Genomic DNA, 25,738 nt, shown 5'->3' with positions numbered 1-25,738 from the left:
TGCAGAATGCCTGGCGTCAGGACAGTCGCTCCTGCACAGAGACCGGGTCCCGGCCGGTCAGTAGCAGCCCCGCGACATCCAGACGGCAGGCACGGTCTTGATGATGATGCGAATGTCCTCAAACAGTGACCAGTTCTCGACATAGTGGCGATCGAATGCGACGCGGCTGTCATAGGAAACGTCGTTGCGGCCGCTGACCTGCCAGAGTCCGGTGAGGCCGGGGCGCGATTTCAGGTAATAAACAGCCGAACTGCCGTAGATTTCGAGCTCGTCGCGCACGACGGGGCGAGGACCGACAAGGCTCATGTCGCCCTGAAGGATGTTGATGATCTGCGGCAATTCGTCGAGGCTGAGCTTCCTCAGCACGGCCCCGACGCGCGTGACGCGCGGATCGTTCTTGAGCTTGCGGGTCGCTATCCATTCGGCGTTGGCATCCGGGTTGGCGGCAAGATATGCAGCCAGCACCTGTTCGCCATTCTGTACCATAGTCCGAAACTTGAGGCACGGGAAAATCCGTCCTCCCCGACCGATCCGGCTGTGACCGTAGAAAATCGGCCCGCCGTCAGAAAATTTGACAAGCAGCGCGACCATCACAAACAGCGGACTGAGAGCAACCAGGCCAATCAGTGAACCGGCAATATCGAAGCTGCGTTTGAGCAGGCCGCCGATTGGTTGAAAATCGATACCGGCCTGCGAAAATTCCGCGTCGGCCGGCTTGGCTACGTCCCTCATGCGTAAACTCCATACGTTGAACGGATGGTTCGCCGCACGATATCAAAAAAATGCTGCATCGCAACACACAATTTCTTGAGCGCCTGAAATAATCACGTCATGAATTGACTAAATAATAAACCGATCCTGCACAAAGTTTGAACTTTATGACGAGTTTGTGACAAATTATGGGCAGCCGTGAAAAATCTAGTGCCTTTTTGAGGCTGATTTTGGGCGAATCGCTCTTTGTGTCGCATCCTCGAGTGTTATCGTGCTTCAGTTTTGTAAAGTATAGGGAGCGTTTAAAGTAAAATACTGGTTAATATTTCGGCTTTTACTGAAGTGAGTCCATACCGGGTGATTGGCCGTGATGCCGACGTGTGCATCGCAACATGGCAGACTCGATCCCGCGAACTTATCCAAAATAATTTGCGGTTGGCCTTGCCCGCTATTGCACACCTTAATAGAGTTGCAAATTGTTTCTGTCAGAGTATGGACAGCGTGGGAAGGCCGGAAGCAACCGGCCAAAAAGCGAGCGGCCTCAACAGCTCGCATGGCGAAGGGAGGCTCGGGGTGGGTCAATCATCGATTTTTGCCCGAGCAGGTTGACGGGCTGTCGGGTATGTCGCTACCAAAATTCATTGTCGGCATGATTTTCGCCCTGGCGATCGTGGCCGCCTGGTCTTATCTCGACGGCGCTTCGCTAGGCACAACGCTGTTTCGCACTATAGCCTGCGCCATTGTTATCCAGCTGGGCTACTTTCTGTTGGTTTTCGTCATGGTTGTCAGAAATCCCCCGACGTCGGCTGATAAGATTCGCGATGCCGATCGAAAGCTGAGTTCGGCCGAAACGGCCGATGGCGAGAAGTTCAGTGCCAGGAGAAGCCTCCACTGACCTGACGACAGGCAGCGTCAGTCGGATTCCTGGCGGACTGCTCGCCTGACAACATCCTGGACAACCGGCTTCCGGATTTTTCCTTCAGCCTGATCCTCTGGTTCAGCCCCTAGCTAATACTGCCTCAACTCTGTCGATCGACCTGATGATCAGCGATTCGAGTGCGCTGACGGCTCCATCCATCCAGAATGAGCAGGGACGGTGTGCGAAGCGGCCCGTCTATCCGCTGGCATTTCATCGCCCATAGATTTGCGCCGAGGCGACACCGAAAGGAAAGACTGGACGGGGCGAATGATTTTGACGATGCTTTGCTTCGCACCTGCAGCATAAGCGCCGGCTGACGCTTTTTCAAACAGCCGGCAGTCGTTGAGAATGAGGGCTGCATTGGACATTCAACGGGGAAGGGCGAGGAATCGGAGCTACCGTGCAGTCGAGAGGCGAATTGATGACAGAACCCCAGGTCTGCGTGATCATCGCTGCCCGCAACGCGGCGCGGACAATCCCGGTTGCCATCGCATCGGCATTGCGCGAGCCGGAGGTGGCGGAAGTCGTCGTCGTCGACGACGCCTCTACCGACGATACCGCGAAAGTCGCTCGGGCGGCCGACGATGGCAGCGGCAGGCTTTCCGTAATCCGGCTTGACGTCAACGGCGGCCCCTCCTTCGCCCGCAACGCCGCGATCGCCAGTTCCAAATCGCCGTTCATCAGCATTCTGGACGCCGACGATTTTTTTCTTGCGGGCAGATTTCGCGAATTGTTCGCCAGCGCCGATTGGGATTTCGCTGCGGACAATATCATGATGATCAGGGACGACGCGGCAACTGATGTCTCGAAAATCACCGCTCCGCGGTTCTCGCCCGATCCGGAGTTCCTCGATTTCGAGCGTTTCATCGAAGGCAACATCTCCAGTCGCCGTGTGCAGAGAGGTGAGTTGGGTTTCCTCAAGCCGGTGATCAGCCGTGCTTTTCTCGACCGGCATGGGCTGCACTATGACGAAAACCTGCGGCTGGGCGAAGACTATGAACTCTACGCGCGCGCGGTGGCTTGCGGGGCGCGCTTCAAGGTCATCAGGTCCTGCGGCTATGGCGCGATCGTCCGCGCGGATTCCCTGAGCGGCCGGCACAAGACGCAGGATCTCAAGCGTCTGGCCGACGCGGATCTGGCGCTGCTGGCGATCGACAGTTTGCCGGAAGGTTCTAAGGCCGTGCTCAGAAGGCACGAACGGCAGGTACGCGACAAATACCGGTTGCGAAACTTCCTCGACGTGAAGAATGAGCAGGGGCTGACATCGGCTGCGGCCTACGCCCTGGCCAGCCAATCCAACCTTTTCCCCATCGTTCGCGGCGTGGCCGCCGACAAGCTGGATGCGCTGTTTCGCCGCGCCGGCTTTGGCTCAAAGCAGCCTGTGCCGCCGTTGCGCTTTCTCATGGCCGCAACCAGCCCGGCCGGCGAGACTTAAGCTTGTCCGCAGCCCGTGCCATGCCGATCCTGTCAACAGGCCCTTACCCCGCCCCAATGTGATGCGAATTTCCGATTCGCCACACTAGGTGGTTGCCTACTCGCCTTGGGGATGGCATGTATGTTGCGGTGCAGCAATTTTGGTTGGCTGTTTGAATCGGCCCCTGTCAGAGGAGCTGGACGATGCGACAAGGTTTTGTTGGCCCGGATGGGCGCGGGGGTGGCCTCAGGCCGACCATGAGCGCCAGGCCGACCATGACAGGAAACTAAGCGGATGGCCTCGATATTCGGCTTTAGATCAAGGGATCCGGCCCGAGACAGGCAGACCGACATCTCGCGCCTTGACCGCCTGGCAAAGCTGCTTGATCAGATCGCAGCCGAGGTCGAGGCGGAGAAAAACGGCCTTGAGAATCGCTATCGGACGAAGGCCACCAACGCGGCCTTCCTGGTCGAGGCGATGGAGAATGGGGCGGCCTCCTCCAGTAGATCCGCCGAGGTCAGCGAACTGACGAAGTCGATCCTGAATTGCGAGCGGCGCATCGCGGCGCTCGCGCGCCAGAACGAATTAATGAAGGATCTCCGTCATTCGCTGGATGCAATCTTCGACGAAAGCGTCGAGCGTAGCTCGACCACCAAGGCTGATTTCGCCAAGCCGGCTGCCGGCACGGGGTGAACTTCGGGGATCCTGGGTGGCGCCACAGGCAAGAGGTTTGGTGCCACAGCAAAAAGCTGCACTGGACAAAAAAACAGGCAACACAAGGAAGGTATTGGCAGGCGGTCAAGATCATCTCGTTTCGTCATGGTTTGAACGTCGACTTTGGGTTGGGGGCGCACAGCACAAAGGTGAGTTTGGTATGAATGCGGATCCGAAAAGCACGTCCACCCCAGCAACCGGCGACAGGCCGTTCACGCGCACGATCGGGCAAGGGAACCTGAGGCAGCTATGTTCGGGCGGCGCGTTTCTGCTGGTCGCAATCGGCAGCCTGATTGCAGGCCCGACCCCTTCCCGTTCGCAGGACATCCCGACTGCGCCATCGTTCGTCGATGATTTCACCAGCTTCGACCGTGCGCGTTGGTACATTGCCGACGGCTGGGCGAACGGCAAGTATCAGAACTGCATCTGGTCCAAACGCCAAGTCAAGCTTTCCGAAGGCGTGCTGACGCTTAGTTTCGAAAAGCAGAAGGTGAAGGATCGCGACTTTGCCTGCGGCGAGATCCAGACCAAGAAGCGCTTCGGCTATGGCACCTATGAGGCGCGGATGAAAACCGATTCGGGCTCCGGCATCAACGCCTCCTTCTTCACATATATCGGCCCCACCGATAAGCAGCCGTGGGATGAAATCGACTTCGAGGTGCTGACCAAGGACACGTCCAAGGTGCAGGTCAACGCCTACATATCAGGCAAGGGCAACAACGAGAAAGTGGTGGATGTAGCTGGCGGCACCGACAAGGCTTTCAACGACTACGCCTTCGTCTGGGAGAAGGACCGGCTGCGCTGGTACGTCAATGGCCAACTGGTGAACACGATCACCGATCCGGCAAAGCTGCCCAGCCATGCGCAAAAGATATTCTTCAGCCTCTGGGGCAGCGACACGATGACGGAATGGCTGGGACCGTTTTCGGATCCGGGCCGCAAGCTCACCTTGCAAGTGGATCGCGTCGCATTCACAGCACTCGGCCAGCCATGCCAGTTTCCGGAGTCGCTGGCATGCAGCATAAAGTAAAGTAAAGGCTAATCTGAACCGGCCGGCTAAAAAAACGGTCCGAAGCATTGAACAGGAATAAACCCGAATGAATTTGACGGTCTTTGGAATTGGCTATGTCGGTCTCGTGCAGGCGGCTGTGCTTGCCGAATTCGGACACCAGGTGGTGTGCGTCGACATCGACGTGAAAAAGGTGGAGCGGCTCAACCAGGGCCTCATCCCGATTTTCGAGCCCGGGCTCGAAAATCTCGTCAAGGAGAACCACGCGGCCGGCCGCATCAAGTTCACCACTGATGCCGCAGTGGCGGTCAGGCATGGCGAGATCCAGATGATCGCTGTCGGCACCCCTCCGGGAGAGGATGGTTCGGCCGACCTAAAATATGTGCTGGCCGTCGCCGAGGCCATCGGCCGGGAGATGGACACACCCAAGATCGTCGTTGGCAAATCGACCGTGCCGGTCGGCACCTGTGAAAAAATAAAGGCGAGGATCGCCGCGACGCTGAAGGCGCGGGGTCGCGAGGATCTGACTTTCGACGTGGCCTCCAATCCGGAATTCCTCAAGGAAGGCTCCGCGGTGGCCGACTGCACAAAGCCCGACCGCATCATCGTCGGCACCAGCAGCGAAAGCACCGAGGCGGTGATGCGTGAACTTTACGCCCCGTTCAGCCGCAACCACGAGAAGATGATCGTGATGGATGTGCGCAGCGCCGAACTCACCAAATACGCGGCCAATTGCATGCTGGCGACCAAGATCAGCTTCATGAACGAAATGGCCAATCTGGCCGAGGAGCTGGGCGCCGACATCGAGGAGGTCCGCAGGGGCATCGGCAGCGATCCGCGCATCGGCTACCACTTCATCTATCCAGGCCTCGGCTATGGCGGCTCGTGCTTTCCCAAGGATGTGCGGGCCCTGATCAAGACGGCGGAAGGCGTCAAATTCGATGCCAAGTTGCTGCGCGCTGTCGAGGAGCGCAACAACGAGCAGAAGTCGGTCCTGTTCGACAAGGTGAACCGCCGTTTCGAAGGAAATCTGAACCGCAGGACCTTTGCGCTGTGGGGCTTGGCCTTCAAGCCCGATACGGACGACATGCGCGAGGCGCCGGCGCGAGTCTTGATGGAAGCGCTGTGGAAGGCCGGTGCCAAAATACAGGCCTACGATCCCGAGGCGATGCAGGAATGCCAGGCCATCTACGGGCAGCGAGAAGATCTGCTCTTGTGCGGGACCAAGGAGGCAGCGCTGCGCGGTGCCGATGCGCTCCTGATTGCCACTGAGTGGAAGAGCTTCCGGGCGCCTTCTTTCGACGCGATGAGGGATGCGCTGTCCACGCCCATCATCTTCGATGGCCGAAACCTCTACGATCCGAAGGTCATTGCGCGCCATGGCATCGAATACCACAGCATCGGCAGGATGGCGGCGTGAGACCATGCGGGAAAGGCCGGTGGCAAGACCGGCTCGGACATCAAGGACGGTCACGAGGGCCTCGATGAACACGCTCCTATCAACAGGGGGGCTTATCTGATGGTGCTGGGCATCAGGCCCGAACAGATCGCTGACGAACATTTCGATCTTGTCGTCATCGGTTCCGGTTTCGGTTCGGCCTTCTTCCTGCATGAGTTCGCCAAGCGGCGAAAGGCACGCGTTCTGGTTCTGGAGTGGGGCCGGCACAACACGCATGAATGGCAGCTCGACCAGGACGCCAACACCGACATCGACGAAGAAACGACCTACAAGACAAACTCCGACAAGCCGTGGAACTACACCATCGGATTGGGTGGCGGAACGAATTGCTGGTTCGCGCAGACGCCGCGCTTTCATCCAAACGATTTCAGGCTGAAGAGCCTCTACGGCGTCGGCAACGACTGGCCGATCAGCTATGACGAGCTCGAGCCGTTCTACTGCGATGCAGAGGACGTCATGTCGATTTCAGGTGACCCCGACATGGCGGCGATGATGCCGCGTTCCAGGCCGTTTCCACAGCCACCGCATCGCATGTCGACGCCGGACCGGATGATGAAAGCGGCGCAGCCGGACCAGCATTTTGTCGTGCCGACGGCAAGGGCGCGGGTGCCGACCGCGCAGCGGTCTTCGTGCTGCGCCAATTTGCGATGCGGGTTATGCCCGGTCGACGCGAAGTTCACCGCCAACAACGGCCTGATGCACGTCTTCGAGCACCCCGACGTTTCGGTCTGCCTTGGTGCTGAAGTGCGTCGGCTCGACCACGTCGGCGGATCCGTGCGGTCGGTCACTTTCGTGCATGACGGCAAGGAATATTCGGTCAGCGGCGACCTTTTCATTCTGGGCGCCAATGCCATACAGAGCCCGGCGATCATGCTGCGGTCCGGCCTGTCGGGCGAATTCGTCGGCCGCGGCCTACACGAATCCTACGGATGGAATTTCGAGGCCTATCTCGACGGTGTCGACAATTTCGACGGAAGCACCATCACCACCGGCCTGAATTTCGGCCTTTATGACGGCTCCCACAGGTCACAGCATGCGGCGGCATTGGTTTATTTCGAAAACCGCTGGCAGCATGGGATGCGCCCGGAAAAGGGACGTGTCCGTCAGACGCTTCCCCTCATCATTGTCACAGAAAACCTGCTTGAACCGGAAAATCTCGTGATCCTTGACGAGGATGAAAACGCCTTCATCAGTTTCAAGGGGGCATCCGACTACGCCGTCAAGGGCATGGCGCGGGCAAAGGAGAAATTGCCGGCGCTTCTGGCTCCGCTGCCGGTCGAAGAGATTTTCGATCGCGGCATCCGGCGGACCGAGTCGCACGTCCAGGGCACGTTGAGGATGGGCGTGAGCCCGGCGGATTCGGTTGTCGACCGCGACATGATCCACCATCGGCTCAGGAACCTTGTTGTCGTCGGCTCGAGCACATTTCCAAGCTGCTCCTGTGCGAACCCGAGCCTGACCGCGGCAGCCCTCTCCTTGCGGGCGGCGAGCCGGATAGCGGGAAAGGAAATGGCCGGATGATCAAGGTTTCGCGACGCGCGGCACTGGCCATCATGGCTGGCGGAGTTGCTTCGACCGGCATCGCCTACGCCGCCGTTTCCTCGCTTTCGGACGAGGACCTGGTGCGCGTCACGCTCGAAAGATATTTCGGCAGGCTGAACATGCGCATCGAGCATATGCAGCAGTTCGTTTTGGAGTTCCAGAAGCGGAATCCCTGGATATTTCCAAACGAAAAGCTGGGCGATGCCGTCACTCTGCTTGAGGCGCTGAAATTGGGCGCCGCCCGCCGGTTGCTGCCCGAACGGAAAAAGGAGGATCTGGGGCATTTCGACCGCTGGGTGATTGCCGAGTTCCATATGCTGACCGACTACGCCCGGCGCAGTTCGCCAACCGACCCGATCCGATTCACCGGATGGCAGCCATGCACCAATCCGTTCGCCAATCTAGAGATGCAGCAGGGTGCCTGAAGGCGGGTTGCAGTCATCCGTAAACAAGCGATCCGTCATCGTCCGTAAACTTGAGAATGCGACAGGAGCCGAAACCATGAAAGTGCTTTTTGCAGGCGGCAACGGTTACACGCCCCAGTTCAGCGGCGGTGTCCAGTCCAGCACTCATCATCTTGCCGAGCAACTGCTCGAGCGCGGACATGAGGCGTCGGTGCTCGCCGCGCTGTTCGGCCAGGGCGTCTTCGGCTACAAGGCGCGCGCCAAGATGAAGCTTCTGAGGCAGCGCGCGGTCATCGACAGCTATCCGGGCTATCCGGTCGTGCGGGCTTGGTTTCCCTGGGAGGCGGCGGGTTTTGCCGTCGAAAAGCTGAGGCCGGACGTCGCCGTGGTCCAGTGCCACAAGTCGGTTCCGATCGGCAAGGCGCTGCAGGCCGAAGGCGTACCGCTGGTCGTGTATCTGAGGAATGTCGAGTTTCATGAATTGGGCGGCGATCTGCGCGAGCTGCATTCGGCGCTTTACATCGCCAATTCCGAGTTCACGGCGCGCTCCTACAAGGCAAAATTCGATATCGATTCGACGGTTATACCGCCGACCATCAATCCCGCACTCTACAGCACGCCGACGACGGGTGCGTTTGTCACGCTGATCAACCCCTATGAGGAAAAAGGTTTCGAGCTTGCGGTGCGCATCGCCGCCGCCTGCTCCGAAATCCCATTCCTGTTCGTCGAAAGCTGGAAGCTCGATGACGATCATCGGGCCCGGATCGAGCAGACGATCGCGCCGCTCGGCAACGTCACGCTGGAGAGCCGGACCAGCGATATGAAGACGGTCTATGGCCGCACGAAAATCCTGCTCGCACCCAGCAAATGGGAAGAGGCCTGGGGCCGGGTGGCGTCGGAAGCGCATTGCAGCGGCATTCCCGTCGTCGGCTCGCGTCGTGGTGGCCTGCCCGAAGCGGTCGGCTCCGGTGGCGTGGTGCTGGACTACGACGCCCCACTCGCCGACTGGGTGGCAGTGGTCAGGCGTCTGTGGACCGACAGCCAGGAATATCGGCGGCTTTCCGCGGCGGCGCGTGCATTCTCCGAGCGCCCGGAACTCGATCCGGCGGGTCAGTTCGCGACCTTCTTCTCGATGCTAGAGAGGGCGACACGACAGCCTTCGCGGCAAGCCGCCTAATGCATGTCGCCCAAAAATGCGTAGCGGTTTTGCGACAACGACTGCATAAAACAAACCTTAACGCGCGTCACGTGACGCGCTTTAAGTCCCGAAGCCAGGTTCAGGCCGGTCGTTTGACCCGGCTCTTGAGCGTCTCGTAGCCGCGTTCGCCAAGCAGCGTGCGCGCGACGGTCTTGATCGCCGTCTTGCGCCCGTCGGGCGAACTGATCTCCTGCAATCTGTCCGGAAGGTTGCGTGCCGCCTGTCGAAGTGCCGGAAGCGACAACGTATCGGGATAATTTATCACATGCGTTTCCACGCACAGCACCGGTTTGCCGGAAAGCTTGGCGATTTTTAGCGCCTGCTGGTGCTCGCTTTCGATGAACAGGATGGCATCGGATTTGCGGTAGAAATCGGCCTTGAAACTGCCATGCACGCCAAGCCGTTGCCGTTCCGCCTTGCTCGGCAGGTCAAGCATGATCAGCTTGTCGTATTCGATGCCGTGCTTTGCGAGCCATGCTTCGGTAAGCGCGCGGTATCTCTCGAGCCGGCTGGTAACGAGCCAGCCGATCTTGCGGGTCGGGCCAAAGAGAGGCAGTGCTTCGCTCAGGAATTTTTCATAGGCCGGGCCGTCGTCGTTTTCCGCTTCGGTCGGATCCAGGCAGAGCACGCCGTCGATGTCGACGCAGCATTGCGCGAGGAATTTGTGGTGCATGAAATTCCACTGGAACATCCTTGGATGCGGCACGACTTCCAAGACGATGTCGGTTTCCACGTGCTGTGGCAGCAGGCCGAACACCGCGGCGAAGGTGAAGTCCGCCTTGATGCCGGCGGCCTCTACGCGGCTGCGTGCCTCGCGCATGGCGGCGCCGCCGCTGACGCTGTCGTCGATCACCAGAACCTTGCGCATGTCGGAAGCCTGCCGGTCGAGCGCGGCCCGGCGTTTGGTGACCCCCGAAGTATAGATCTTTCCGGCAAGGAAACTGTCCAGATCGGTCATCGGGATGTTCGCCGTCAGGCTGAGCAGCGTGGCGGCGAGAATGCCGCTTCGGGGAACGCCGACCACCAGGTCGATATCGCGCGGCAACCGGTGAAGGTTCCTGACAATGGCATCGTTCATGTCGGAGATCGATCGGTAGTGCATGGGATCAGGCCTGGTCCTCGTATGGATGTCCGTGCAAGTTACTTCGCCTCGCTTGGTGCCGCCGTGGGCGCCCGTGCCGGCAGGAGCTTCAGTGCCTCCCGCAACGCCTCGCGGCCGGAAGCAAACGCTAGGGCGACCACGATGGTGATCATGTAGGATAGCACCACCGCGCTCGCCATGGCGAGGATGTGCTGTTGCGGCAGCAGCGGCTTGGCGAACCAGATGGCGGCAAGCGCCAGATGTGCACCAAGCACGAAGGGCGTTGCCGCGCGAAGAATATGGCTTGCCCGCAGCGGCCCGGTCTTGCCGATATAGAGCCACAGGAAAGGCGTTCTGAGATACTCGCTGACTGCATAGGCGATCGCCACGCCCAGCGCGCCATAGGGCAGGCCGACGACGAAGGCCAGCACCGAGGTCAAGGCTGTTACGATGCCCCAGCGCATAAAATCGCCCGAGCGGCCCTGGCTGATGAAAAGCCATCCCGCCGGGTTGTTGAGCGGCTGCAGCAGCCCGGCAAAACCGAGCGCCAGGAAGATGCTGGAACTCTGCCGCCACTGCTCGCCGAGCACGAACGGTATCAGCACGTCGGCCATGGCGGTGGCGAAGGCGACACTTGGAAGTGCAACCAGCAAGATCAGCGGCATGACGCGAAGATAGGCGCTGCGGTAGCGGTCCGGCTCGTCCTTCAGCCTGGAAAGTGCCGGCACCATGACTTTCGACAGCGGGTTGGTGATCTGGCTCAGCGGAAACAGAAGCAGCTTGTAGGCGCGGTCATAGAGCCCAAGCTGCGCTTCGCCCCAGTATTTTCCGATCAGCACATTGTCGAGATTTCGGGCAAAGAAGTTGGCGAAGTTGAATCCGGTGATGCCGGCGCCGAAATTGATCAGCTCGCTGATACCGCCAACCTTGCGCGGCAGGCTGGGGCGCCATCGCGAGCTTGCCCAGAAGCAAATCGTGGGCAGCACGGCTGCTGTCAGCGTGCCAGCAAAAAGCGCCCAGTAGGAACGGTCGACGAAAGTCCAGGCGATCGACACGACGAGGCCGGCGATCGCACTTGCGACGTCGATGATGGCCAGGCGGGCGAACTGCATGCGGCGTGTCAGCAGCGCCAGATGCTGGGCGCCGAGCCCATAGGCTATGATCTGCAACCCGAGCGCGGCCACCAGATCTGCCACCCGCGGCTCGCCGTAGAAGGCGGCGACCAGAGGCGCCGCGCCGGCGAGTACGCAAGCGAGTAACACGCTGACCGCGACATTGATCCAGAAGAGGTAATTGATCTCTTCATGCTTGATTCCGCTTTTCTGGATCGTCGCCTGGGTTAGGCCGAAGTCCTGGAACAGCGCGATGAAGGCAAGCACCGGCGCACACATTGCCACCACACCGAAGTCGTGCGGCGACAGCAGGCGCGACAGCACGATGACGGAGGCGACCTGCGTCGCAACCCGCACCGATTGCGCCAAAGCCGTGACGATAGCGCCGCGTCCGACCGATCTGCGGAGAGAGCCCTCTGGCGGATCGAATGCATTGGCTTGCAAATTCAGGATCCCTGATTTTTGTGCCGGTCCCAATATCCGACCCATGCCCGATGCCATCATCAAACTACGGCATTAATTTTGCAGCGCAACAAAAAACATGGATTCCTGCCTCGCTGCACCAAAAATGTTGCGATGCAGCAAAAGCTGTACTAGGGTTTTTACGGGCGGGCCAACAGCGGTCGAGTTTTCATGCTGCATGTCTTGTACTTGGTACACGACGTCTCCGATCCGGCAGTGCGCCGGCGGATCATAATGCTCAAGGCAGGCGGCGCCCAGGTCACACTGGCGGGCTTCCGTCGGACTGTAAGCCCGATCGCCGATGTCGAGGGCTTGCGGCCGATCGATCTTGGCGCGACGCGCGACGGCCGATTCGGCCAGCGTCTGGCAGCAGTCACAAAGGCGGCGGTCTCGATCGGTTCGAAACTAGGTTCGATGCCAAGACCCGACCTCATCGTCGCACGCAATCTGGAAATGCTGGCGCTTGCCCGGCGTGCCAGATCGGCGTTCCAGGCAACGGTGCCGATCGTCTATGAGTGTCTCGACATCCATCGTCTGATGCTTCGCGACGATTTTCTGGGCAGGGCCATGCGCGGCGCGGAACGCTATCTGGCCAGGGATGTAAAGCTGCTGGTCACCAGTTCGCCGGCCTTCATCGCCAACTATTTCAAGCCATTCGGGCAGCTTGCTGCGCCGGTCGAACTGCTCGAAAACAAATATTTCGAGCTTGCCGCGGTTTCGCTGGATGATCGCACAGCGGTGGAGGCCCCCATCCCTCCGCCTTGGCGGATCGGCTGGTTCGGCGCACTCCGATGCCGCCGCTCCCTGGAGCTTCTGGCCGAATTTTCCCGGCGGCTCGAGGGCCGCTTCGAAATCATCCTCAGAGGCCGTCCGGCGCTTTCCGAATTTCCGGATTTTCACGGTTTCGTTGAATCCGAGCCCTGGCTCTCGTTCGGTGGGCCCTATCGTAATCCCGAGGATATGGCTACGATCTACCGTGAGGTTCATTTTTCCTGGGCCATCGATTTTTTCGAGCAGGGGCTGAATTCCGAATGGCTGCTGCCCAACCGCCTCTACGAGGGCTGCCGCTTCGGCGCCGTGCCGATCTCGATGGGCAACACCGAAACTGGCCGGTTCCTCGACCGGCAGGGGATCGGCGTTCTTTTGCCTCAAGCCACTCCCGAGGCACTCGAAGCCGCCCTGGGCGAACTGGAGGAGCATCGTTTCGGGAAATTGCGGGCGCGTGTTCTTGCCCGCAATCCGCGAACCTGGAGCCACGACCGCAGCGATTGCCGGGCGCTCGTCGAGAAGCTTCGCGGGTTGACGGCCGTGCCCGATTCATATGCTGCCAAGGCACTGGCTTAGGATGGCGTTGGATGGACATGGGCCGATGATGCAGACCAAAATTCTTCCGTCCGGCCTGATCGTGATTCCGTGCCTGAACGAAGCGGCTCACATCGGCGCGCTTGTTCATGAGCTTCGCCCGGCGGCCGAGAGGCTCGGTGCCCGGATCATCGTTGCCGATGGCGGCAGCACGGACGGCACAAGGGCGATCGTCGAGGAGATCGCCGGGAAGGATCCGCGGATCATCCTTCTTCACAACGAAAAGCGCCTCCAGAGTGCGGCGATCAATCTCGCCGTGGCCAGTTATGGCGAAGGGGCTGAATATGTCATTCGCATCGACGCGCATGGCGGCTATCCCCCGGATTATTGCGATCGGCTGGTCGAGGAGGCGCGGATCACCGGCGCGGATTCGGTCGTCGTCTCCATGCTGACCAGCGGCAGCGGAATGGTGCAGAAAGCGGTGGCGGCTGCACAGAATTCCAAGCTCGGCACTGGCGGCTCCAAGCACCGGCATCTCTCAGTGGGAGAGTGGGTCGATCACGGCCACCATGCGCTGATGCGAATATCGGCCTTCAAGGCGGTGGGCGGCTATGACGAGACGTTCAGCCACAACGAGGATGCGGAACTCGACTACCGGCTGCGCAAGGCCGGTTACCGGATCTGGATGAGCGGCAAGACGCAAATGATCTATTACCCGCGCTCGTCGCTCGCCGACCTCTATTTCCAGTATCTCGGCTATGGCCGCGGCCGGGCAAAGAACATTCTCAAGCACCGCATGATACCGAAAGTCCGGCAGATGGTACCGCTTCTGGTGTTCCCAGTCGTCCTTCTCGCGGCTTTTTCCTTCGTCCATTGGCTGGCGATCACGCCGCTGCTGGTGTGGGCGTCGGTCTGCCTCGGCTATGGCGCGTGGACCGCGATCAGCCAGCGCACTCCGGACAGTGCGCTTGCCGGGATTTCGGCGATGGTCATGCATTTCGGCTGGTCCGTCGGCTTCTGGCTGCAACTGCTTGGACCCCGATCACAGCGTAGGGCGGCGTGATGGGTGTGGCCGAAAAAAACCGCAGCATCGACATCTGCGTCTGCACCTTTCGGCGGCCGGAGCTTGCTGACACGCTTCGCTCGATAGCCGCCCTTGACGTGCCTTCGGGATACGACATCCGCGTCATCGTGGCCGATAATGATGACGGCCCGACGGCAGAGCTGTTGGTGGCGACGTTGGCGGAGACGTTGGAGTTGCCGATCAGCTACCATCATTGCCCGGCGCGCAACATCTCGATCGCCCGCAACGCCTGCCTCGATGCCAGCACGTCAGATCTCGTCGCCTTCCTCGACGACGACGAAACGGCATCGTCCAGATGGCTCGCCGAACTGGTGGCGACGGCGGAGGTGAGTGGCGCCGCCGCCGTGCTCGGGCCGGTGCGGGCGCGCTATCGGCCGGACGCGCCCGACTGGATGCGCCGCGGCGATTTTCACTCGACCCTGCCCGTCTGGGTGCGCGGCGAGATCCGCACCGGCTATACTTGCAATGTCCTGCTCAGGATGGGCGCCGACTGCCTCCGCGGCCGACGGTTCAGCCTGGCGCGTGGCCAGACCGGCGGCGAGGACACCGAATTCTTCGATCACATGGTCAAGGCCGGCGGCCGCATCGCCTTTTCGCCGCAGGCCTGGGTCGACGAAGTGGTGCCGCGCGCCAGGGCCGCATTCGACTGGCTCAGCCGCCGCCGGTTCCGCGCCGGGCAAACGCATGGGCACCTTCTGGGGCGCGACGCGAATGGGCTCGCGCTGGTGAGGCAAGTTGGTCTTGCCTCGGCAAAGGCGGTCTTTTGTTTCGCATCGGCAATCCCGGTCGCCATCAATCCCGTGCGCAGGAACCGCAGCGTGCTTCGCGGCGTCATGCATGTCGGCGTCGTGAGCGGTCTCGTCGGTGTGCGTGAAATCCGCCAGTACGGCCTGCCCTCGCCGCAGGAAGGGGGCAAGCATGCAGCCTGACGTCACCTTTGTCATTGCCGCCTACAATGCGGAGCTGACCATCGAGCGGGCGATCGCCAGCGCCATCGCCCAGCGCGATGTCAGCGTCGAAATCATCGTCGTCGACGACCAGTCACGCGACCGGACGCTCGATCTGGCGCGATCCTACCCCGAAGACATCGTACGCGTTGTCGCACTTGAGCAAAACCGTGGTCCCGGCGGCGCCAGGAATGCCGGCCTTGAGCTTGCCCGCGGCAGGTGGGTCGCGGTCCTCGATTCCGACGACGCCGTCTATCCCGGGCGAATCTGCACCATGATTGACCGTGCGGAGAAAGCGGGCGCCGAGATCGCGGTCGACAATCTCCAGGTCGTTCGCGAGGACGGCGTTGCCGAAGAGACGATGTTCCCGGCCGACTACCTGGAGGGGCTCGGTGAAATCTCGCTGGCGGACTATATCGCCGGCAACGTGGTCTTCGAATCCAGGTTCAATCTCGGCTATCTCAAACCGATCTTCCAGCGACGCTTCCTGAGCGAAAACGGGCTTCGCTATGACGAAGGCCTGATCATCGGCGAAGATTACATCCTGCTGGCCAGTGCTCTGGCCAAGGGCGGCAAATGCGTGGTCGAGCCGACGACCGGCTATGTCTACCATATCCGGACCGGCTCCATTTCCCGCGTGCTTGAACTCCATCACGTCGAGGCGATGCGCAAGGCCGACCTCGTTTTCGCCAGGACCCATTCGATGGACGCAGCCGCCGAGGCCGCTTTCGCGAGGCGCACGCGCAGCCTGCGCAAGGCGGCGTCTTTCCTTTCGTTGGTCCAGCATATCAAGGCCCGATCCCCCCTCAAGGCGGTGTGGACGGTGCTCAGCGATCCGGCGGCGGTTCGGCATATGGGCATGCCGATCGCCGTTCGGCTGCGAAGGGTGGCGGCGCAATTTGCCGCGGGTGCGGGGGAGGTGAAGGGTGCAGGCAGCTGAAAACAGTTTGGCGGCCTGCGACAGGTTGAAGTGATCTCCTCAGAAGGAATATGCAATGAAGAAAGTCAGGAAGGCAGTCATACCGGTAGCGGGGCTCGGAACGCGATTCCTGCCGGCGACCAAATCGATGCCGAAGGAAATGCTGCCGGTCGTCGACAGGCCTGTCGTGCAATACGCGGTGGACGAGGCGTTCGAAGCCGGCATCGAGCACATTGTCTTCGTGACGGGCCGCAACAAGGCGGTCATTGAGGATTATTTCGATCTGCATCCCGAACTGATCGGGACCTTGGAGCAGACCGGCAAGACGGCGCAGCTTCAGGCGCTCGAAAGCCTGCTTCCCGTGGCTGGTGCGACGAGCTTCATCCGGCAGCAGTCGCCGCAAGGTCTCGGCCATGCGGTATGGTGCGCCCGGGAGGTCATCGGCGATGAGCCTTTTGCATTGCTGTTGCCGGACATGGTGTCCTTCGGCGGGCGCGGATGTCTCGCCGAAATTACCGACCTCTATGCGCAGACCGGTGGAAACGTTATCGCCGTCGAGCGCTGCGACCCGACCGAGACCAGCAAATATGGCATTGTCGGCTGCGGCGCGGATGTCGGCTCGGGTTTCGAGGTCACCGCCATGGTCGAAAAGCCGGCTCCGGCCAATGCGCCGTCGAACTACTACATCAACGGCCGCTACATCCTGCAGCCCGAGATCTTCGCGCTGCTCGGCAATCAGCAGCGCGGCGCCGGCAACGAGATTCAGCTGACCGACGCCATGGTCCGCCTTGCGCAGAGCCAGGCTTTCTTCGCCCAGCCCTTCAACGGTCGAATGTTCGACTGCGGCTCGAAGGAGGGGTTCATCCAGGCCAATGTCGCATTCGCGCTGGCGCGTGACGACATGAAGGGGTCGATCTTCGAGATGCTTCAGGAGTTCGTCCGGTCGCATGAGCGCCGGGTGGAAGCCGCATAAAGCCCATTATTTGGGAGCATTAGCAAATGGATGATGACGCAAGACACGCCGATATGTTTTGCTGCTCAGGTCTCGCGGTGTCTGGCATGAAGCTTGCGTCGTATATATGCTGATGCTCTCGATTTTGCTCTAGCGTCTGCAACTTGAGCATCGGACCCAAAGTGGAGACCGGTTTTGGGAAAATCCGATGTTCGACAAAAACAGAGCGGCGGCACAGTTCGACTTGAGAGACCGCCGCTCTAGGTACAAACTAGAATTGGACTGAAGATGAATTATGCCAATTTTCCTCTCGACAAGAGGAAGCCATTGCCGAGTTCGGACGCAGTCAGCGCCGAAGACTTTATCGATGTCGAGCGCTTGCTCGGCATGGCAGCAAGGCAGGCAAAGGTTGTTGCGGCATGCGCCGCCATCGGACTTTTTCTGGGCGTGCTCTATTTGCAGACCACGCCTCCCACCTACATGGCAATGAGCCGCGTGCTGATCGATGAAGGCTTGAACAAGGTCGTTGACGAGGTCTCGGCGGCGTCGGTGAGCATGCAGACCGACTCCGCCATTCTCAGCCAGATTGAAATTCTCCACTCGGCGAGGCTGGCGGCGGTGGTCGTCGACAAGCAGAAGCTCGATCAGAACGACGCTTTCATGGACCCTCCGACGTCGGCCGTGTCGAAAGCTGCCGATTTTGTGCGCGGCGTGGTCCGGTATTTCCGTCCCAGTCCCGCCGTGGGTACTACCGACGTTACTCAGCTTGATCCGGCGACGCGTGACGCGATGATTGCGTCGTCACGCCGCGACTACGCTATCCTCAAACTGCAAAACGAGGTGCAAGCCGAGCGCATTGGTCGAAGCTATGTGATCTCCATCGCCTACCAGGCGACGGACCCCTCACTTGCGACCGCGGTCACCAAAGCCTATGCCGACGCCTATCTCGCGGATCAACTCGATGCGAGCTTCGATGCGACCGAGCGGGCGGCGGTCTGGCTGCAGGGCCGGCTGACGGAGCTTCGCGAAAGTTCCCAGACAGCGGCGCTCGCCGTCGAGAAGTTCAGGGCCGAACATGGGCTGGCCGTCGATGACGGCCAGTTGATCAGTGACAAGCAACTGTCGGACCTCAATGGCCAGCTCATTGAGGCGCAGGCCGATACCGCCCGCGCCAGCGCCCGCTACCAGCAATACAAGTCGATCGTCGAAAGCGGTTCGGACAACGCATTCAGGGACGCCGCCATATCCGCCGACCAGCCGAGCAACTCGGTCATTTCAACGCTCAAGACCCGCTATCTCACCGTCGCCAAGCGGCAGCAGGATATCGAAGCCAATTTCGGGGCTGAGCATCCCCAGGCGGTCGCACTTGCCAAGGAAAAGGCCGACATTTCGGCGCAGATTTTCGGCGAGCTGAAGCAATTGACCGAAAGCTACCGCAACGAATACGAAGTCGCTCTCGCACGCGAGACGGCGCTCCGCGCAAATGTCGCGTTAGCGGCTGGCAAGAGTTCCATCGACAACCAGTCGCAGGTCAAGCTGCGCGAATTGGAGCAGAAGGCAACCGCGCTGTCGACGCTCTATCAGACGTTCCTTGGCCGCTACGAGGAAGCGTCCCAGCAGCAATCCTTCCCGGTCGGCAAGATCCGCGTCATCTCCGACGCGACGCTGCCGAAGTCCGCGGCAACCCCGCGCATGTCCATAGTGCTGGGACTTTCGCTTGTTCTTGGCGTGATGATGGGAGCCGGGGTTGGCGGCCTGAATGAATTCAGGGAACGGTTCTTCAGGACCGGCGAAGACGTTCGCGATCGCGTCGGCCTCAAATTCCTCGGCTATCTGCCGATCATCGGCAGCAAGGTCGTCAAGGACGACAGGCGCGATGACGGTCAGGCGGACGTCAAAACCGCTCAATCACCGTCGACCGCTGAAAGGCGCGCGCGCATGCGGGTGAGCATCGACGCTCCAGCATCGATGTTTTCCGAAACGCTCCGCAGCGCCAAGATTGCCTTCGACGTCGTGATGGAAGGGCAAGGCAGCCGGGTCATTGGCGTCGTCTCGGTCCTTCCCGGCGAGGGCAAGTCGACCGTGGCGGCGAACCTAGCCGGATTGCTTGCCGCCAACGGGTCGAAAACCCTGCTGGTGGACGGCGACCTGCGCAACCCCGGCCTCAGCCGCAGCCTTGGCATGGAGGCCGAGCAAGGCCTTATGGAAGCGGTGGTGAGTGGGCAGACCTGGCAGTCCGTCGGCAAGATCGACCGGCAGACGAAGCTGGCGATCGTCCCGGCCGTCCCGCGCGGTCATTTCTCGCACACTAGCGAGCTTCTGTCGTCGGCCGGAATGCGGCGTTTCATCGACAACGCCAAGGAAACCTTCGAATACATCATCGTCGACCTGCCGCCGCTCGGACCGGTGGTCGACGCCAAGGCCTTTGCCCCGCTTGCCGACGGCTTCGTGCTCGTGACCGAGTGGGGGCGCACGCCGCGTGCGATGGTGCAATCCATACTGAGCTCGGAATCCTATATCGCCAACAAGATCGTCGGCGTCGTCTTGAACAAAGTCGATTTGAAGAAGCTGGCGAAGTATGGATCGATCGGCGGCTCGGAAAAATTCTTCGACAGATATTCGAGCTACTATCTGGAAAAATCGGAAGCGCGGACGAAGGCAAACACCTGAGGCGATATACAAGAACGAATGTTGAGCACAGCGCCGTCGTCCTGCGCGGCGAGACCGATACCGAGCCTGATGCTGGCGCATGAATGCCCTCGAACAGACCATGATCGGCAGCCTTGCGCATGAAGCTGACATGGTCGGCGGGAATGTCGCTTCTGGTGCTGGTCGATCTCCTCGCTTGACCCGAGAGGTCGCCGAACCGCGCCGGGTCGACACGGTTGGAAAGAGGGCTCACCACTGCAGAAGATGATCCACGATAGAAAATAATTCCCGCTTGGGAAGTCGCGTCGTCATGCCGCGCAAAAAGCCTGGGCACCAATTTTCGCGCTGCACGTTCACAGCAGGACTTTGCAGCCAGGAACCTGCGTGACACGCCGGCGCGGTTACGCAGCCTTGAGACGATAGCGGAAGATGGTGTGGTCGAGCAGAAGCCGGATTCGCGGTTCGGCCTCGATCGCAATCAGCCAGCTCGCGGCGATCATGGTCGCGCCGACGATGACCACCGAAAGCAGGTATGGCACTCCCGCGCGCATCAAGGCCCCGAGAATAGCCGCGCCGACGACATTATGGATCAGATAGAGAGGGTAGGTCATCAGCCCGATCCGACGCCAGCCGCGCCAGGACAGGTCGAGCCGTAACGACCATGCCATCAGCGCCATGGCAGCGAGAAACAGGACGATCGGCGGCGCGTAGGGCATCGCGGCTTCGACCTTGATGCTGCGGACGTCGACAGCACTGATGATCTGCAGCACGCCGCCGGCCAGGAACAAGGCGCAGAAGACAAGGCGGGCGGGCGTCACTGCCTTGAAACGCATCAGCCAGAGCAGCACACCTGTCGCGAAAAAACATCCGTGATGCACCAGGAGCAGGTCGAGCCAGCGCGCCTCGGCAAGGTCCGACCAGTCGAATGGATAATACAGGCACCAGAAAAGCGTGCTGATCGCGCCGAGCGCAACTGCCACCGCTTCCATCAAATCGAAGCGGCCGAGCCGCAGCAGGATCCAGACTACGGCATAAAAGGCGATCTCGATGCCGAGCGTCCAGTAGACGCTGTCGACCCAGGGGTTGAACGGAACGAACAAGGCGGTGCGCATGAGCCTGGCGACAGCGTCCGTCGGCCAACTGAGATCGACGAAAAGCAGCACCATCACGGTGACTGGCGCGCAGATCCAGACGGCCGGCGCCAATCGTTTCACCCTTGCCTCGAAAAACCGCAGCGGTGTCGAATGCTCGGCGCTGAAGGCGATGACGAAGCCGCTGATGACGAAGAATATCTGGACGCCGACCCATCCGAATTGGACCAGCCCGCCTATTTCCGGATGCGGCGGGATGCCGCCCGTCGCGCGCGCCGAAACGCCCTCCGGGAACGCCCACACCCAGAAGCCGTAGTGGTAGAACATCACGAGGACGGCGGCGAGAAAACGCAGGATGTCGATGCCGCCGAATGTGGTTTTTTGCTGAGCCATGCCGTGCCTTCGGAATGGCCCCCCACGCAAAGTTTAAGGGCTATTGCTGCATTGCACAACAGACGATTGCAGTGCAAGATGAATTCGTGAATTCGTCCGACGCCGCGATCCGCCTGCCGCGCTCCGAAAGCAACTAAAACCCGATGCCGCGCCCTTTGAGCGCCGCAGTGATCTCGTCGAGAATGGCCGGGTCGTCGATGGTCGCCGGCATCGTCCATTCCTCTTTGTCGGCAATCTTCTGCATGGTGCCGCGCAGGATCTTGCCGGAGCGCGTCTTCGGCAGGCGTTTGATCGTCACCACCGTCTTGAGGGCGGCGACCGGGCCGATCCGCTCGCGCACCAGGGTGACCACCTCGGTTTCGATGGCGCCGCTGTCACGCGCGACACCCGCATTCAGCACCACGAAGCCGAGCGGAACCTGGCCCTTCATCGCATCGGCGATGCCGATGACGGCGCATTCGGCGACGTCGGGATGCGCGGCCAGCACCTCCTCCATGGCGCCGGTCGACAGCCGGTGGCCGGCGACATTGATGATGTCGTCGGTCCGGGCCATGACGAACAAATAACCGTCCTCGTCCATCATGCCGGCATCCGCCGTTTTGTAGAAGCCGGGGAATTCGTCGAGATAGGCTTGGCGAAACCGGTCATCGGCATTCCACAGCGTCGGCAGGCAGCCGGCCGGCAGCGGCAGCTTGACGACGACATTGCCCAACGTGCCGCGCGGGACTTCGTGCCCGGCATCGTCGAGCACGCGAATGTCGTAGCCGGGCATCGGCACGCCGGGCGAGCCATATTTCACCGGCAGCAGGCCCAATCCGGCTGGGTTGATCGTCATCGGCGAGCCGGTCTCGGTCTGCCACCAATGGTCGATCACCGGCACGTTCAGTTTCTGCTCCGCCCATTTGATGGTTTCCGGATCGGCGCGCTCGCCGGCGAGGAACAGCGTGCGGAACTTCGACAGGTCGTATTTCGGAACGAATTCGCCCTTGGGGTCCTGTCCCTTGATGGCGCGGAAGGCGGTCGGCGCGGTGAACAGCGCGACGACTCCGTGCTCGGCGATCACCCGCCAGTAGGTGCCGGCGTCGGGCGTGCCGACCGGCTTGCCCTCGAACAGGACGGTTGTGCAGCCATGCAGCAGCGGGCCGTAGACGATGTAGGAATGGCCGACCACCCAGCCGACGTCGGAAGCCGCCCAGAACACCTCGCCCGGCTTGACGCCGAACTCGTTCTCCATCGACCATTTCAGCGCAACCATGTGGCCGCCATTGTCGCGCACGATGCCCTTGGGCTGGCCGGTCGTTCCGGACGTGTAGATGATGTAGAGCGGATCGGTGGCGAGCACCGGAACGCAGTCGACATTGGCGCCCGCGGCCCGCTCGCGGGCGACGGCGTCGGCATAGTCGATGTCATGGTTTTCCCTGAGCTCGCAGCGCAGTTGGTCGCGCTGCAGGATGAGGCAGGCCTCGGGTTTGTGCCGCGACATCTCGATCGCCGTGTCGAGCAGCGGCTTGTAGGCAACGACGCGCCCGGGCTCCAGGCCGCAAGAGGCGGAAATGATCAGCTTCGGCCTGGCGTCGTCGATGCGCGTGGCGAGCTCGTGCGAGGCAAAGCCGCCGAAAACGACCGAATGCACGGCGCCGATCCGGGCGCAGGCAAGCATGGCGAAGGCCGCTTCCGGCACCATCGGCATGTAGATGATGACTCGATCGCCTTTTTGGACGCCGCGGTTCTTCAGCACCGACGTCAGCGCGATCACCTCGCGTTTCAGTTCGGCATAGGTGAATTTCCTGATCGTGCCTGAAATCGCGCTGTCATGGATCAGCGCGGTCTGATCGGCGCGGCCACCCGCCACATGGCGGTCGACGGCGTTGAAGCAGGTGTTGCAGGAGGCGCCGCCAAACCAGCGCCCATAGACGCCGGCATTCGGATCGAAGACCGTGTCGAACGGTGAGAACCAGTCGATGGCTTTGGCCGCATCCGCCCAGAATTTTTCCGGGTCGCGTTTCCAGCCGTCATAGACCTCGTGGTAGCGTGACGCCATCCAGCTTACTCCCCAGGAATGTTTGCTGCCTTTGAAATAGCGTATGCTGTTTTTGCAAGCATGTGCAATTTCGTCGTTTGGCGTTCTCGCCTTGGTCGCAAATGCCCGGCCCCATGGTCTCGGGTCATAATTGCAGTCTGGGTCATAATTGGGGGCAAGTCGCAATGAAGTTGCGGTGCAAGGTTGGATCTGCCGTTTTGGCGGCGATGCTGTTGGTGGTCGCTTCCGCCGTTCAGGCCGGCGATGCGGCGGCACGGCGCATTATCGGCTTTTCGCCGGACGGTAGCTACTTCGCCTTCGAACAATACGGCACGCTCGATGCCGGCGCTTCGGATTCGGGCTGGTCGGAGATCGACATCATCGACACACGCACCGATGAATTCGTCGGTGGTAAGCCGATCCGCATCGTCGACGAAACCGAGGAGGCGACGCTCACTGTCGATCAGGCGAGGGCACAGGCTGCCGCGCAGGCGGCGCCGATCCTCGCCCGATATGCCATCGCGCCGCGCGGCGAGCGGACGGCTGTGGACAGGTTCACCTTTCCCGACGACATGGTCGCTTACCAAGACATTGCGCGCCTCGAGCAGGTTTCGCAGAAATCGCTTTCGCCGAGCTATGACGAGCTTGGCATCTCTAGCATCCAGTTAGACCAGATCCTGGCCGACAACACGACGGATTGCTCGTCAAGCTTCGACGAGACGCAGCAAGGCGCCGCGACCGGCAAGGGGCTCGGTTTCCGCCTGACGCTGCAGGGACAGGATGGCAAGCCGTTCAAACTGCTGCATGAGGACAAGGCCGTACCCGGCTCGAGGAATTGTCCGACTTCCTACAGCCTGTCGGAATCCTATGCATTCACCCCGGACGGCAAACCGGCTGTGCTTGCCGTGCTCGTGCAACGCTTCAGTCAGGGATTTGAAGGACGGGACCGCCGCTTTATCGCCGTGACCGGCCAGGTGCGTTGAAAAGCGCCTGCTTGCGCTCAAATGCGGTTCTAAAGCGGCAGCGCCGCGAGCATGAAGCCGACACCGCCGGCGATCAGCAAAGCGGCGGCCAGCGCCTTTCTGTGACGTTCGAAACCGGTCGGCGCCCGATCCCAATTGTAACGCATGTTCTGCCTCCAAAAACCCGCCGGATTTTCTTACCTTACCAAAGGTAAAGCAAAAGCAACATTGTGCCTAACTCCACCACACTGGCCTGACAATGCTCGGCATAGCGCATGACAGTGTTGTCACCGACTGTCTTTGGGTTTCCTTGCAAAGGCCGCTTCGCAGACCGAAGCGGGCTTTGCTTGACGGCCCCTTCTTGTCGTAAGCCGCAGCGCGGCCTTGGCCGTGCTACATCCCCCGGCGTAGCGCAGCCGTATGTACCGGCGCGTCCCACAATGCGATCGTCTCGTCGTCGAGCATGGTCAGCGTGATCGAACAGCCGGCCATGTCGAGCGATGTCACATAGGACCCGACCAGTGAGCGAGTGACCGTCACGCCGTTTTTCTCGAAGATTTTCCGGGCACTGTTGTACATCAGGTAGAGCTCCATCAGCGGCGTGCCGCCAAAGCCGTTGACGAAAAGCAGCGCCGGGCCTTTTGCCCTGTCACCGAGATCGCCTGATATCGCCGCGCAGATCTCCTCGGCGATGGCGTCGGCGCTCTTCAACGCGTCGCGGCGGCGGCCGGGTTCGCCATGGATGCCGACGCCGAATTCCATCTCGCCGTCGCCGATATCGAAGGTCGGCTTGCCGGCGGCCGGTACGGTGCAACTGGTCAGCGCAACGCCCATAGAGCGCGTTGCGCCATTGACGCGCTCGCCGAGCGCCTTCAACGGCTTCAGTGCCATGCCTTGCTCGGCCGCGGCACCGAGGATCTTCTCGACCACCAGCGTGCCGGCAACGCCGCGCCGGCCAGTGGTGTAGGAGGAGTTCTCGACCGCGACGTCGTCATTGGTCACCACTTGCATCACGCCCTCCGACATTTCGGCGGCCATCTCGAAATTCATTACATCGCCCTCGTAGTTCTTGACGATGAACAGGCAGCCGGCACCGGTGTTGACCGCTTCCGCGGCCGCCAGCATCTGGTCCGGCGTCGGCGAGGTGAACACCTGGCCGGGGCAGGCGGCATCCAGCATGCCATGCCCGACCAGCCCGCCATGCAGCGGTTCGTGGCCAGAGCCGCCGCCGGAGATCAGCGCCACCTTGCCGGGCTTGAGTGTCCTGCGGCGCACGAATTTATGCTCGTCGCCAAGCGCCAGTATGTCGGCATGGGCGGCAACGAAGCCATCGAGGCTTTCGGTCAGCACCGTGTCCACAGAATTTAGAAACTTCTTCATGGCCGTCTCCTCCC

Annotated in this window: 21 protein-coding genes; 15 read left to right on the top strand and 6 right to left on the bottom strand. The window is 61.0% G+C overall.

Annotation, left to right across the window (positions count from 1 at the left end; all coding sequences use genetic code 11):
* Positions 1-57: 57 nt before the first annotated feature.
* On the bottom strand, positions 58-732 hold the full coding sequence (locus CIT26_RS18245; protein WP_095493866.1) for a sugar transferase: 675 nt from the start codon (positions 730-732) through the stop codon (positions 58-60).
* Between the two features lie 532 nt (positions 733-1,264).
* On the opposite strand from CIT26_RS18245, the gene CIT26_RS18240 reads away from it, so the two are divergent.
* The 8 genes from CIT26_RS18240 (at position 1,265) to CIT26_RS18205 (ending at position 9,349) form a co-directional block, all read left to right on the top strand.
* Positions 1,265-1,606: an exopolysaccharide production repressor protein gene (locus CIT26_RS18240; protein WP_245319471.1), complete on the top strand. Its 342-nt coding sequence runs from the start codon at positions 1,265-1,267 to the stop codon at positions 1,604-1,606.
* Positions 1,607-2,051: 445 nt separating this feature from the next.
* Positions 2,052-3,065 carry a glycosyltransferase family 2 protein gene (locus CIT26_RS18235; RefSeq protein WP_095493865.1) on the top strand — a complete coding sequence of 338 codons (1,014 nt, stop codon included), beginning with the start codon at positions 2,052-2,054 and terminating at the stop codon, positions 3,063-3,065.
* Positions 3,066-3,338: 273 nt separating this feature from the next.
* The gene (locus CIT26_RS18230; protein ID WP_095493864.1) at positions 3,339-3,737 is read left to right on the top strand and encodes a single stranded DNA-binding domain-containing protein; all 399 of its coding nucleotides are present in this window, start codon (positions 3,339-3,341) and stop codon (positions 3,735-3,737) included.
* Positions 3,738-3,918: 181 nt separating this feature from the next.
* On the top strand, positions 3,919-4,788 hold the full coding sequence (gene exoK / locus CIT26_RS18225) for an endo-1,3-1,4-beta-glycanase ExoK (RefSeq protein WP_095493863.1): 870 nt from the start codon (positions 3,919-3,921) through the stop codon (positions 4,786-4,788).
* A gap of 67 nt (positions 4,789-4,855) precedes the next feature.
* Positions 4,856-6,187, top strand: coding sequence for a UDP-glucose dehydrogenase family protein (locus CIT26_RS18220; RefSeq protein ID WP_095493862.1), 1,332 nt, complete (start codon positions 4,856-4,858; stop codon positions 6,185-6,187).
* A gap of 99 nt (positions 6,188-6,286) precedes the next feature.
* Complete coding sequence (locus tag CIT26_RS18215) at positions 6,287-7,747, top strand: GMC oxidoreductase (protein ID WP_095493861.1); 1,461 nt, start codon at positions 6,287-6,289, stop codon at positions 7,745-7,747.
* The gene (locus tag CIT26_RS18210) at positions 7,744-8,193 is read left to right on the top strand and encodes a hypothetical protein (protein WP_095493860.1); all 450 of its coding nucleotides are present in this window, start codon (positions 7,744-7,746) and stop codon (positions 8,191-8,193) included. Before CIT26_RS18215 ends, CIT26_RS18210 begins: the two co-directional genes overlap by 4 nt.
* 76 nt (positions 8,194-8,269) lie before the next feature.
* Complete coding sequence (locus CIT26_RS18205) at positions 8,270-9,349, top strand: glycosyltransferase (protein WP_095493859.1); 1,080 nt, start codon at positions 8,270-8,272, stop codon at positions 9,347-9,349.
* Positions 9,350-9,449: 100 nt separating this feature from the next.
* On the opposite strand, the gene CIT26_RS18200 is transcribed toward CIT26_RS18205, so the two are convergent.
* Together CIT26_RS18200 and CIT26_RS18195 are read right to left on the bottom strand one after the other, a co-directional pair.
* The gene (locus tag CIT26_RS18200; protein ID WP_095493858.1) at positions 9,450-10,472 is read right to left on the bottom strand and encodes a phosphoribosyltransferase; all 1,023 of its coding nucleotides are present in this window, start codon (positions 10,470-10,472) and stop codon (positions 9,450-9,452) included.
* Between the two features lie 38 nt (positions 10,473-10,510).
* On the bottom strand, positions 10,511-12,007 hold the full coding sequence (locus CIT26_RS18195; protein ID WP_095494126.1) for a lipopolysaccharide biosynthesis protein: 1,497 nt from the start codon (positions 12,005-12,007) through the stop codon (positions 10,511-10,513).
* 189 nt (positions 12,008-12,196) lie between these two features.
* Between CIT26_RS18195 and CIT26_RS36650 the strand changes: the two genes are divergently transcribed.
* The 6 genes from CIT26_RS36650 to CIT26_RS18170 all read left to right on the top strand — a co-directional run bounded on the left by CIT26_RS36650 (position 12,197) and on the right by CIT26_RS18170 (position 19,899).
* Entirely contained in the window at positions 12,197-13,369 is a 1,173-nt protein-coding gene (locus CIT26_RS36650; protein ID WP_167391444.1) for a glycosyltransferase family protein, read from the top strand.
* 25 nt (positions 13,370-13,394) lie between these two features.
* Positions 13,395-14,390 (top strand): glycosyltransferase family 2 protein, encoded by a 996-nt coding sequence (locus tag CIT26_RS36645; RefSeq protein ID WP_167391443.1) that lies wholly within the window; start codon positions 13,395-13,397, stop codon positions 14,388-14,390.
* Positions 14,390-15,340 (top strand): glycosyltransferase family 2 protein, encoded by a 951-nt coding sequence (locus tag CIT26_RS18185; protein WP_095493857.1) that lies wholly within the window; start codon positions 14,390-14,392, stop codon positions 15,338-15,340. The genes CIT26_RS36645 and CIT26_RS18185 overlap by 1 nt, the downstream gene beginning before the upstream one ends.
* On the top strand, positions 15,330-16,298 hold the full coding sequence (locus CIT26_RS18180; RefSeq protein WP_095493856.1) for a glycosyltransferase family 2 protein: 969 nt from the start codon (positions 15,330-15,332) through the stop codon (positions 16,296-16,298). The genes CIT26_RS18185 and CIT26_RS18180 overlap by 11 nt, the downstream gene beginning before the upstream one ends.
* Positions 16,299-16,353: 55 nt before the next feature.
* Positions 16,354-17,250 carry a UTP--glucose-1-phosphate uridylyltransferase gene (locus CIT26_RS18175; protein WP_095493855.1) on the top strand — a complete coding sequence of 299 codons (897 nt, stop codon included), beginning with the start codon at positions 16,354-16,356 and terminating at the stop codon, positions 17,248-17,250.
* A 267-nt stretch (positions 17,251-17,517) separates the two neighbouring features.
* Positions 17,518-19,899 (top strand): polysaccharide biosynthesis tyrosine autokinase, encoded by a 2,382-nt coding sequence (locus CIT26_RS18170; protein ID WP_095493854.1) that lies wholly within the window; start codon positions 17,518-17,520, stop codon positions 19,897-19,899.
* A gap of 380 nt (positions 19,900-20,279) precedes the next feature.
* On the opposite strand, the gene CIT26_RS18165 is transcribed toward CIT26_RS18170, so the two are convergent.
* Together CIT26_RS18165 and CIT26_RS18160 are read right to left on the bottom strand one after the other, a co-directional pair.
* Entirely contained in the window at positions 20,280-21,362 is a 1,083-nt protein-coding gene (locus CIT26_RS18165; RefSeq protein WP_095493853.1) for an acyltransferase family protein, read from the bottom strand.
* Between the two features lie 133 nt (positions 21,363-21,495).
* Complete coding sequence (locus CIT26_RS18160; RefSeq protein ID WP_095493852.1) at positions 21,496-23,403, bottom strand: propionyl-CoA synthetase; 1,908 nt, start codon at positions 23,401-23,403, stop codon at positions 21,496-21,498.
* A gap of 164 nt (positions 23,404-23,567) precedes the next feature.
* On the opposite strand from CIT26_RS18160, the gene CIT26_RS18155 reads away from it, so the two are divergent.
* Complete coding sequence (locus tag CIT26_RS18155) at positions 23,568-24,365, top strand: DUF2259 domain-containing protein (protein WP_245319470.1); 798 nt, start codon at positions 23,568-23,570, stop codon at positions 24,363-24,365.
* Positions 24,366-24,737: 372 nt separating this feature from the next.
* On the opposite strand, the gene dhaK is transcribed toward CIT26_RS18155, so the two are convergent.
* Positions 24,738-25,724 carry a dihydroxyacetone kinase subunit DhaK gene (dhaK, locus tag CIT26_RS18150; protein WP_095493851.1) on the bottom strand — a complete coding sequence of 329 codons (987 nt, stop codon included), beginning with the start codon at positions 25,722-25,724 and terminating at the stop codon, positions 24,738-24,740.
* Positions 25,725-25,738 lie beyond the last annotated feature (14 nt).

Source organism: Mesorhizobium temperatum (assembly GCF_002284575.1).
Classification (GTDB): Bacteria; Pseudomonadota; Alphaproteobacteria; order Rhizobiales; family Rhizobiaceae; genus Mesorhizobium; species Mesorhizobium temperatum.
The sequence above is the reverse complement of the archived record's forward strand: the minus strand, read 5'-3'. Positions and strand labels throughout refer to the sequence as shown.

Bases quoted from the DNA above. Each gene is read 5' to 3' on its own strand.
- CIT26_RS18245 (WP_095493866.1), bottom strand. From the start codon at position 732: ATGAGGGACGTAGCCAAGCCGGCCGACGCGGAATTTTCGCAGGCCGGT.
- CIT26_RS18240 (WP_245319471.1), top strand. From the start codon at position 1,265: ATGGCGAAGGGAGGCTCGGGGTGGGTCAATCATCGATTTTTGCCCGAG.
- CIT26_RS18235 (WP_095493865.1), top strand. From the start codon at position 2,052: ATGACAGAACCCCAGGTCTGCGTGATCATCGCTGCCCGCAACGCGGCG.
- CIT26_RS18230 (WP_095493864.1), top strand. From the start codon at position 3,339: ATGGCCTCGATATTCGGCTTTAGATCAAGGGATCCGGCCCGAGACAGG.
- exoK (WP_095493863.1), top strand. From the start codon at position 3,919: ATGAATGCGGATCCGAAAAGCACGTCCACCCCAGCAACCGGCGACAGG.
- CIT26_RS18220 (WP_095493862.1), top strand. From the start codon at position 4,856: ATGAATTTGACGGTCTTTGGAATTGGCTATGTCGGTCTCGTGCAGGCG.
- CIT26_RS18215 (WP_095493861.1), top strand. From the start codon at position 6,287: ATGGTGCTGGGCATCAGGCCCGAACAGATCGCTGACGAACATTTCGAT.
- CIT26_RS18210 (WP_095493860.1), top strand. From the start codon at position 7,744: ATGATCAAGGTTTCGCGACGCGCGGCACTGGCCATCATGGCTGGCGGA.
- CIT26_RS18205 (WP_095493859.1), top strand. From the start codon at position 8,270: ATGAAAGTGCTTTTTGCAGGCGGCAACGGTTACACGCCCCAGTTCAGC.
- CIT26_RS18200 (WP_095493858.1), bottom strand. From the start codon at position 10,472: ATGCACTACCGATCGATCTCCGACATGAACGATGCCATTGTCAGGAAC.
- CIT26_RS36650 (WP_167391444.1), top strand. From the start codon at position 12,197: ATGCTGCATGTCTTGTACTTGGTACACGACGTCTCCGATCCGGCAGTG.
- CIT26_RS36645 (WP_167391443.1), top strand. From the start codon at position 13,395: ATGATGCAGACCAAAATTCTTCCGTCCGGCCTGATCGTGATTCCGTGC.
- CIT26_RS18185 (WP_095493857.1), top strand. From the start codon at position 14,390: ATGGGTGTGGCCGAAAAAAACCGCAGCATCGACATCTGCGTCTGCACC.
- CIT26_RS18180 (WP_095493856.1), top strand. From the start codon at position 15,330: ATGCAGCCTGACGTCACCTTTGTCATTGCCGCCTACAATGCGGAGCTG.
- CIT26_RS18175 (WP_095493855.1), top strand. From the start codon at position 16,354: ATGAAGAAAGTCAGGAAGGCAGTCATACCGGTAGCGGGGCTCGGAACG.
- CIT26_RS18170 (WP_095493854.1), top strand. From the start codon at position 17,518: ATGAATTATGCCAATTTTCCTCTCGACAAGAGGAAGCCATTGCCGAGT.
- CIT26_RS18165 (WP_095493853.1), bottom strand. From the start codon at position 21,362: ATGGCTCAGCAAAAAACCACATTCGGCGGCATCGACATCCTGCGTTTT.
- CIT26_RS18160 (WP_095493852.1), bottom strand. From the start codon at position 23,403: ATGGCGTCACGCTACCACGAGGTCTATGACGGCTGGAAACGCGACCCG.
- CIT26_RS18155 (WP_245319470.1), top strand. From the start codon at position 23,568: ATGAAGTTGCGGTGCAAGGTTGGATCTGCCGTTTTGGCGGCGATGCTG.
- dhaK (WP_095493851.1), bottom strand. From the start codon at position 25,724: ATGAAGAAGTTTCTAAATTCTGTGGACACGGTGCTGACCGAAAGCCTC.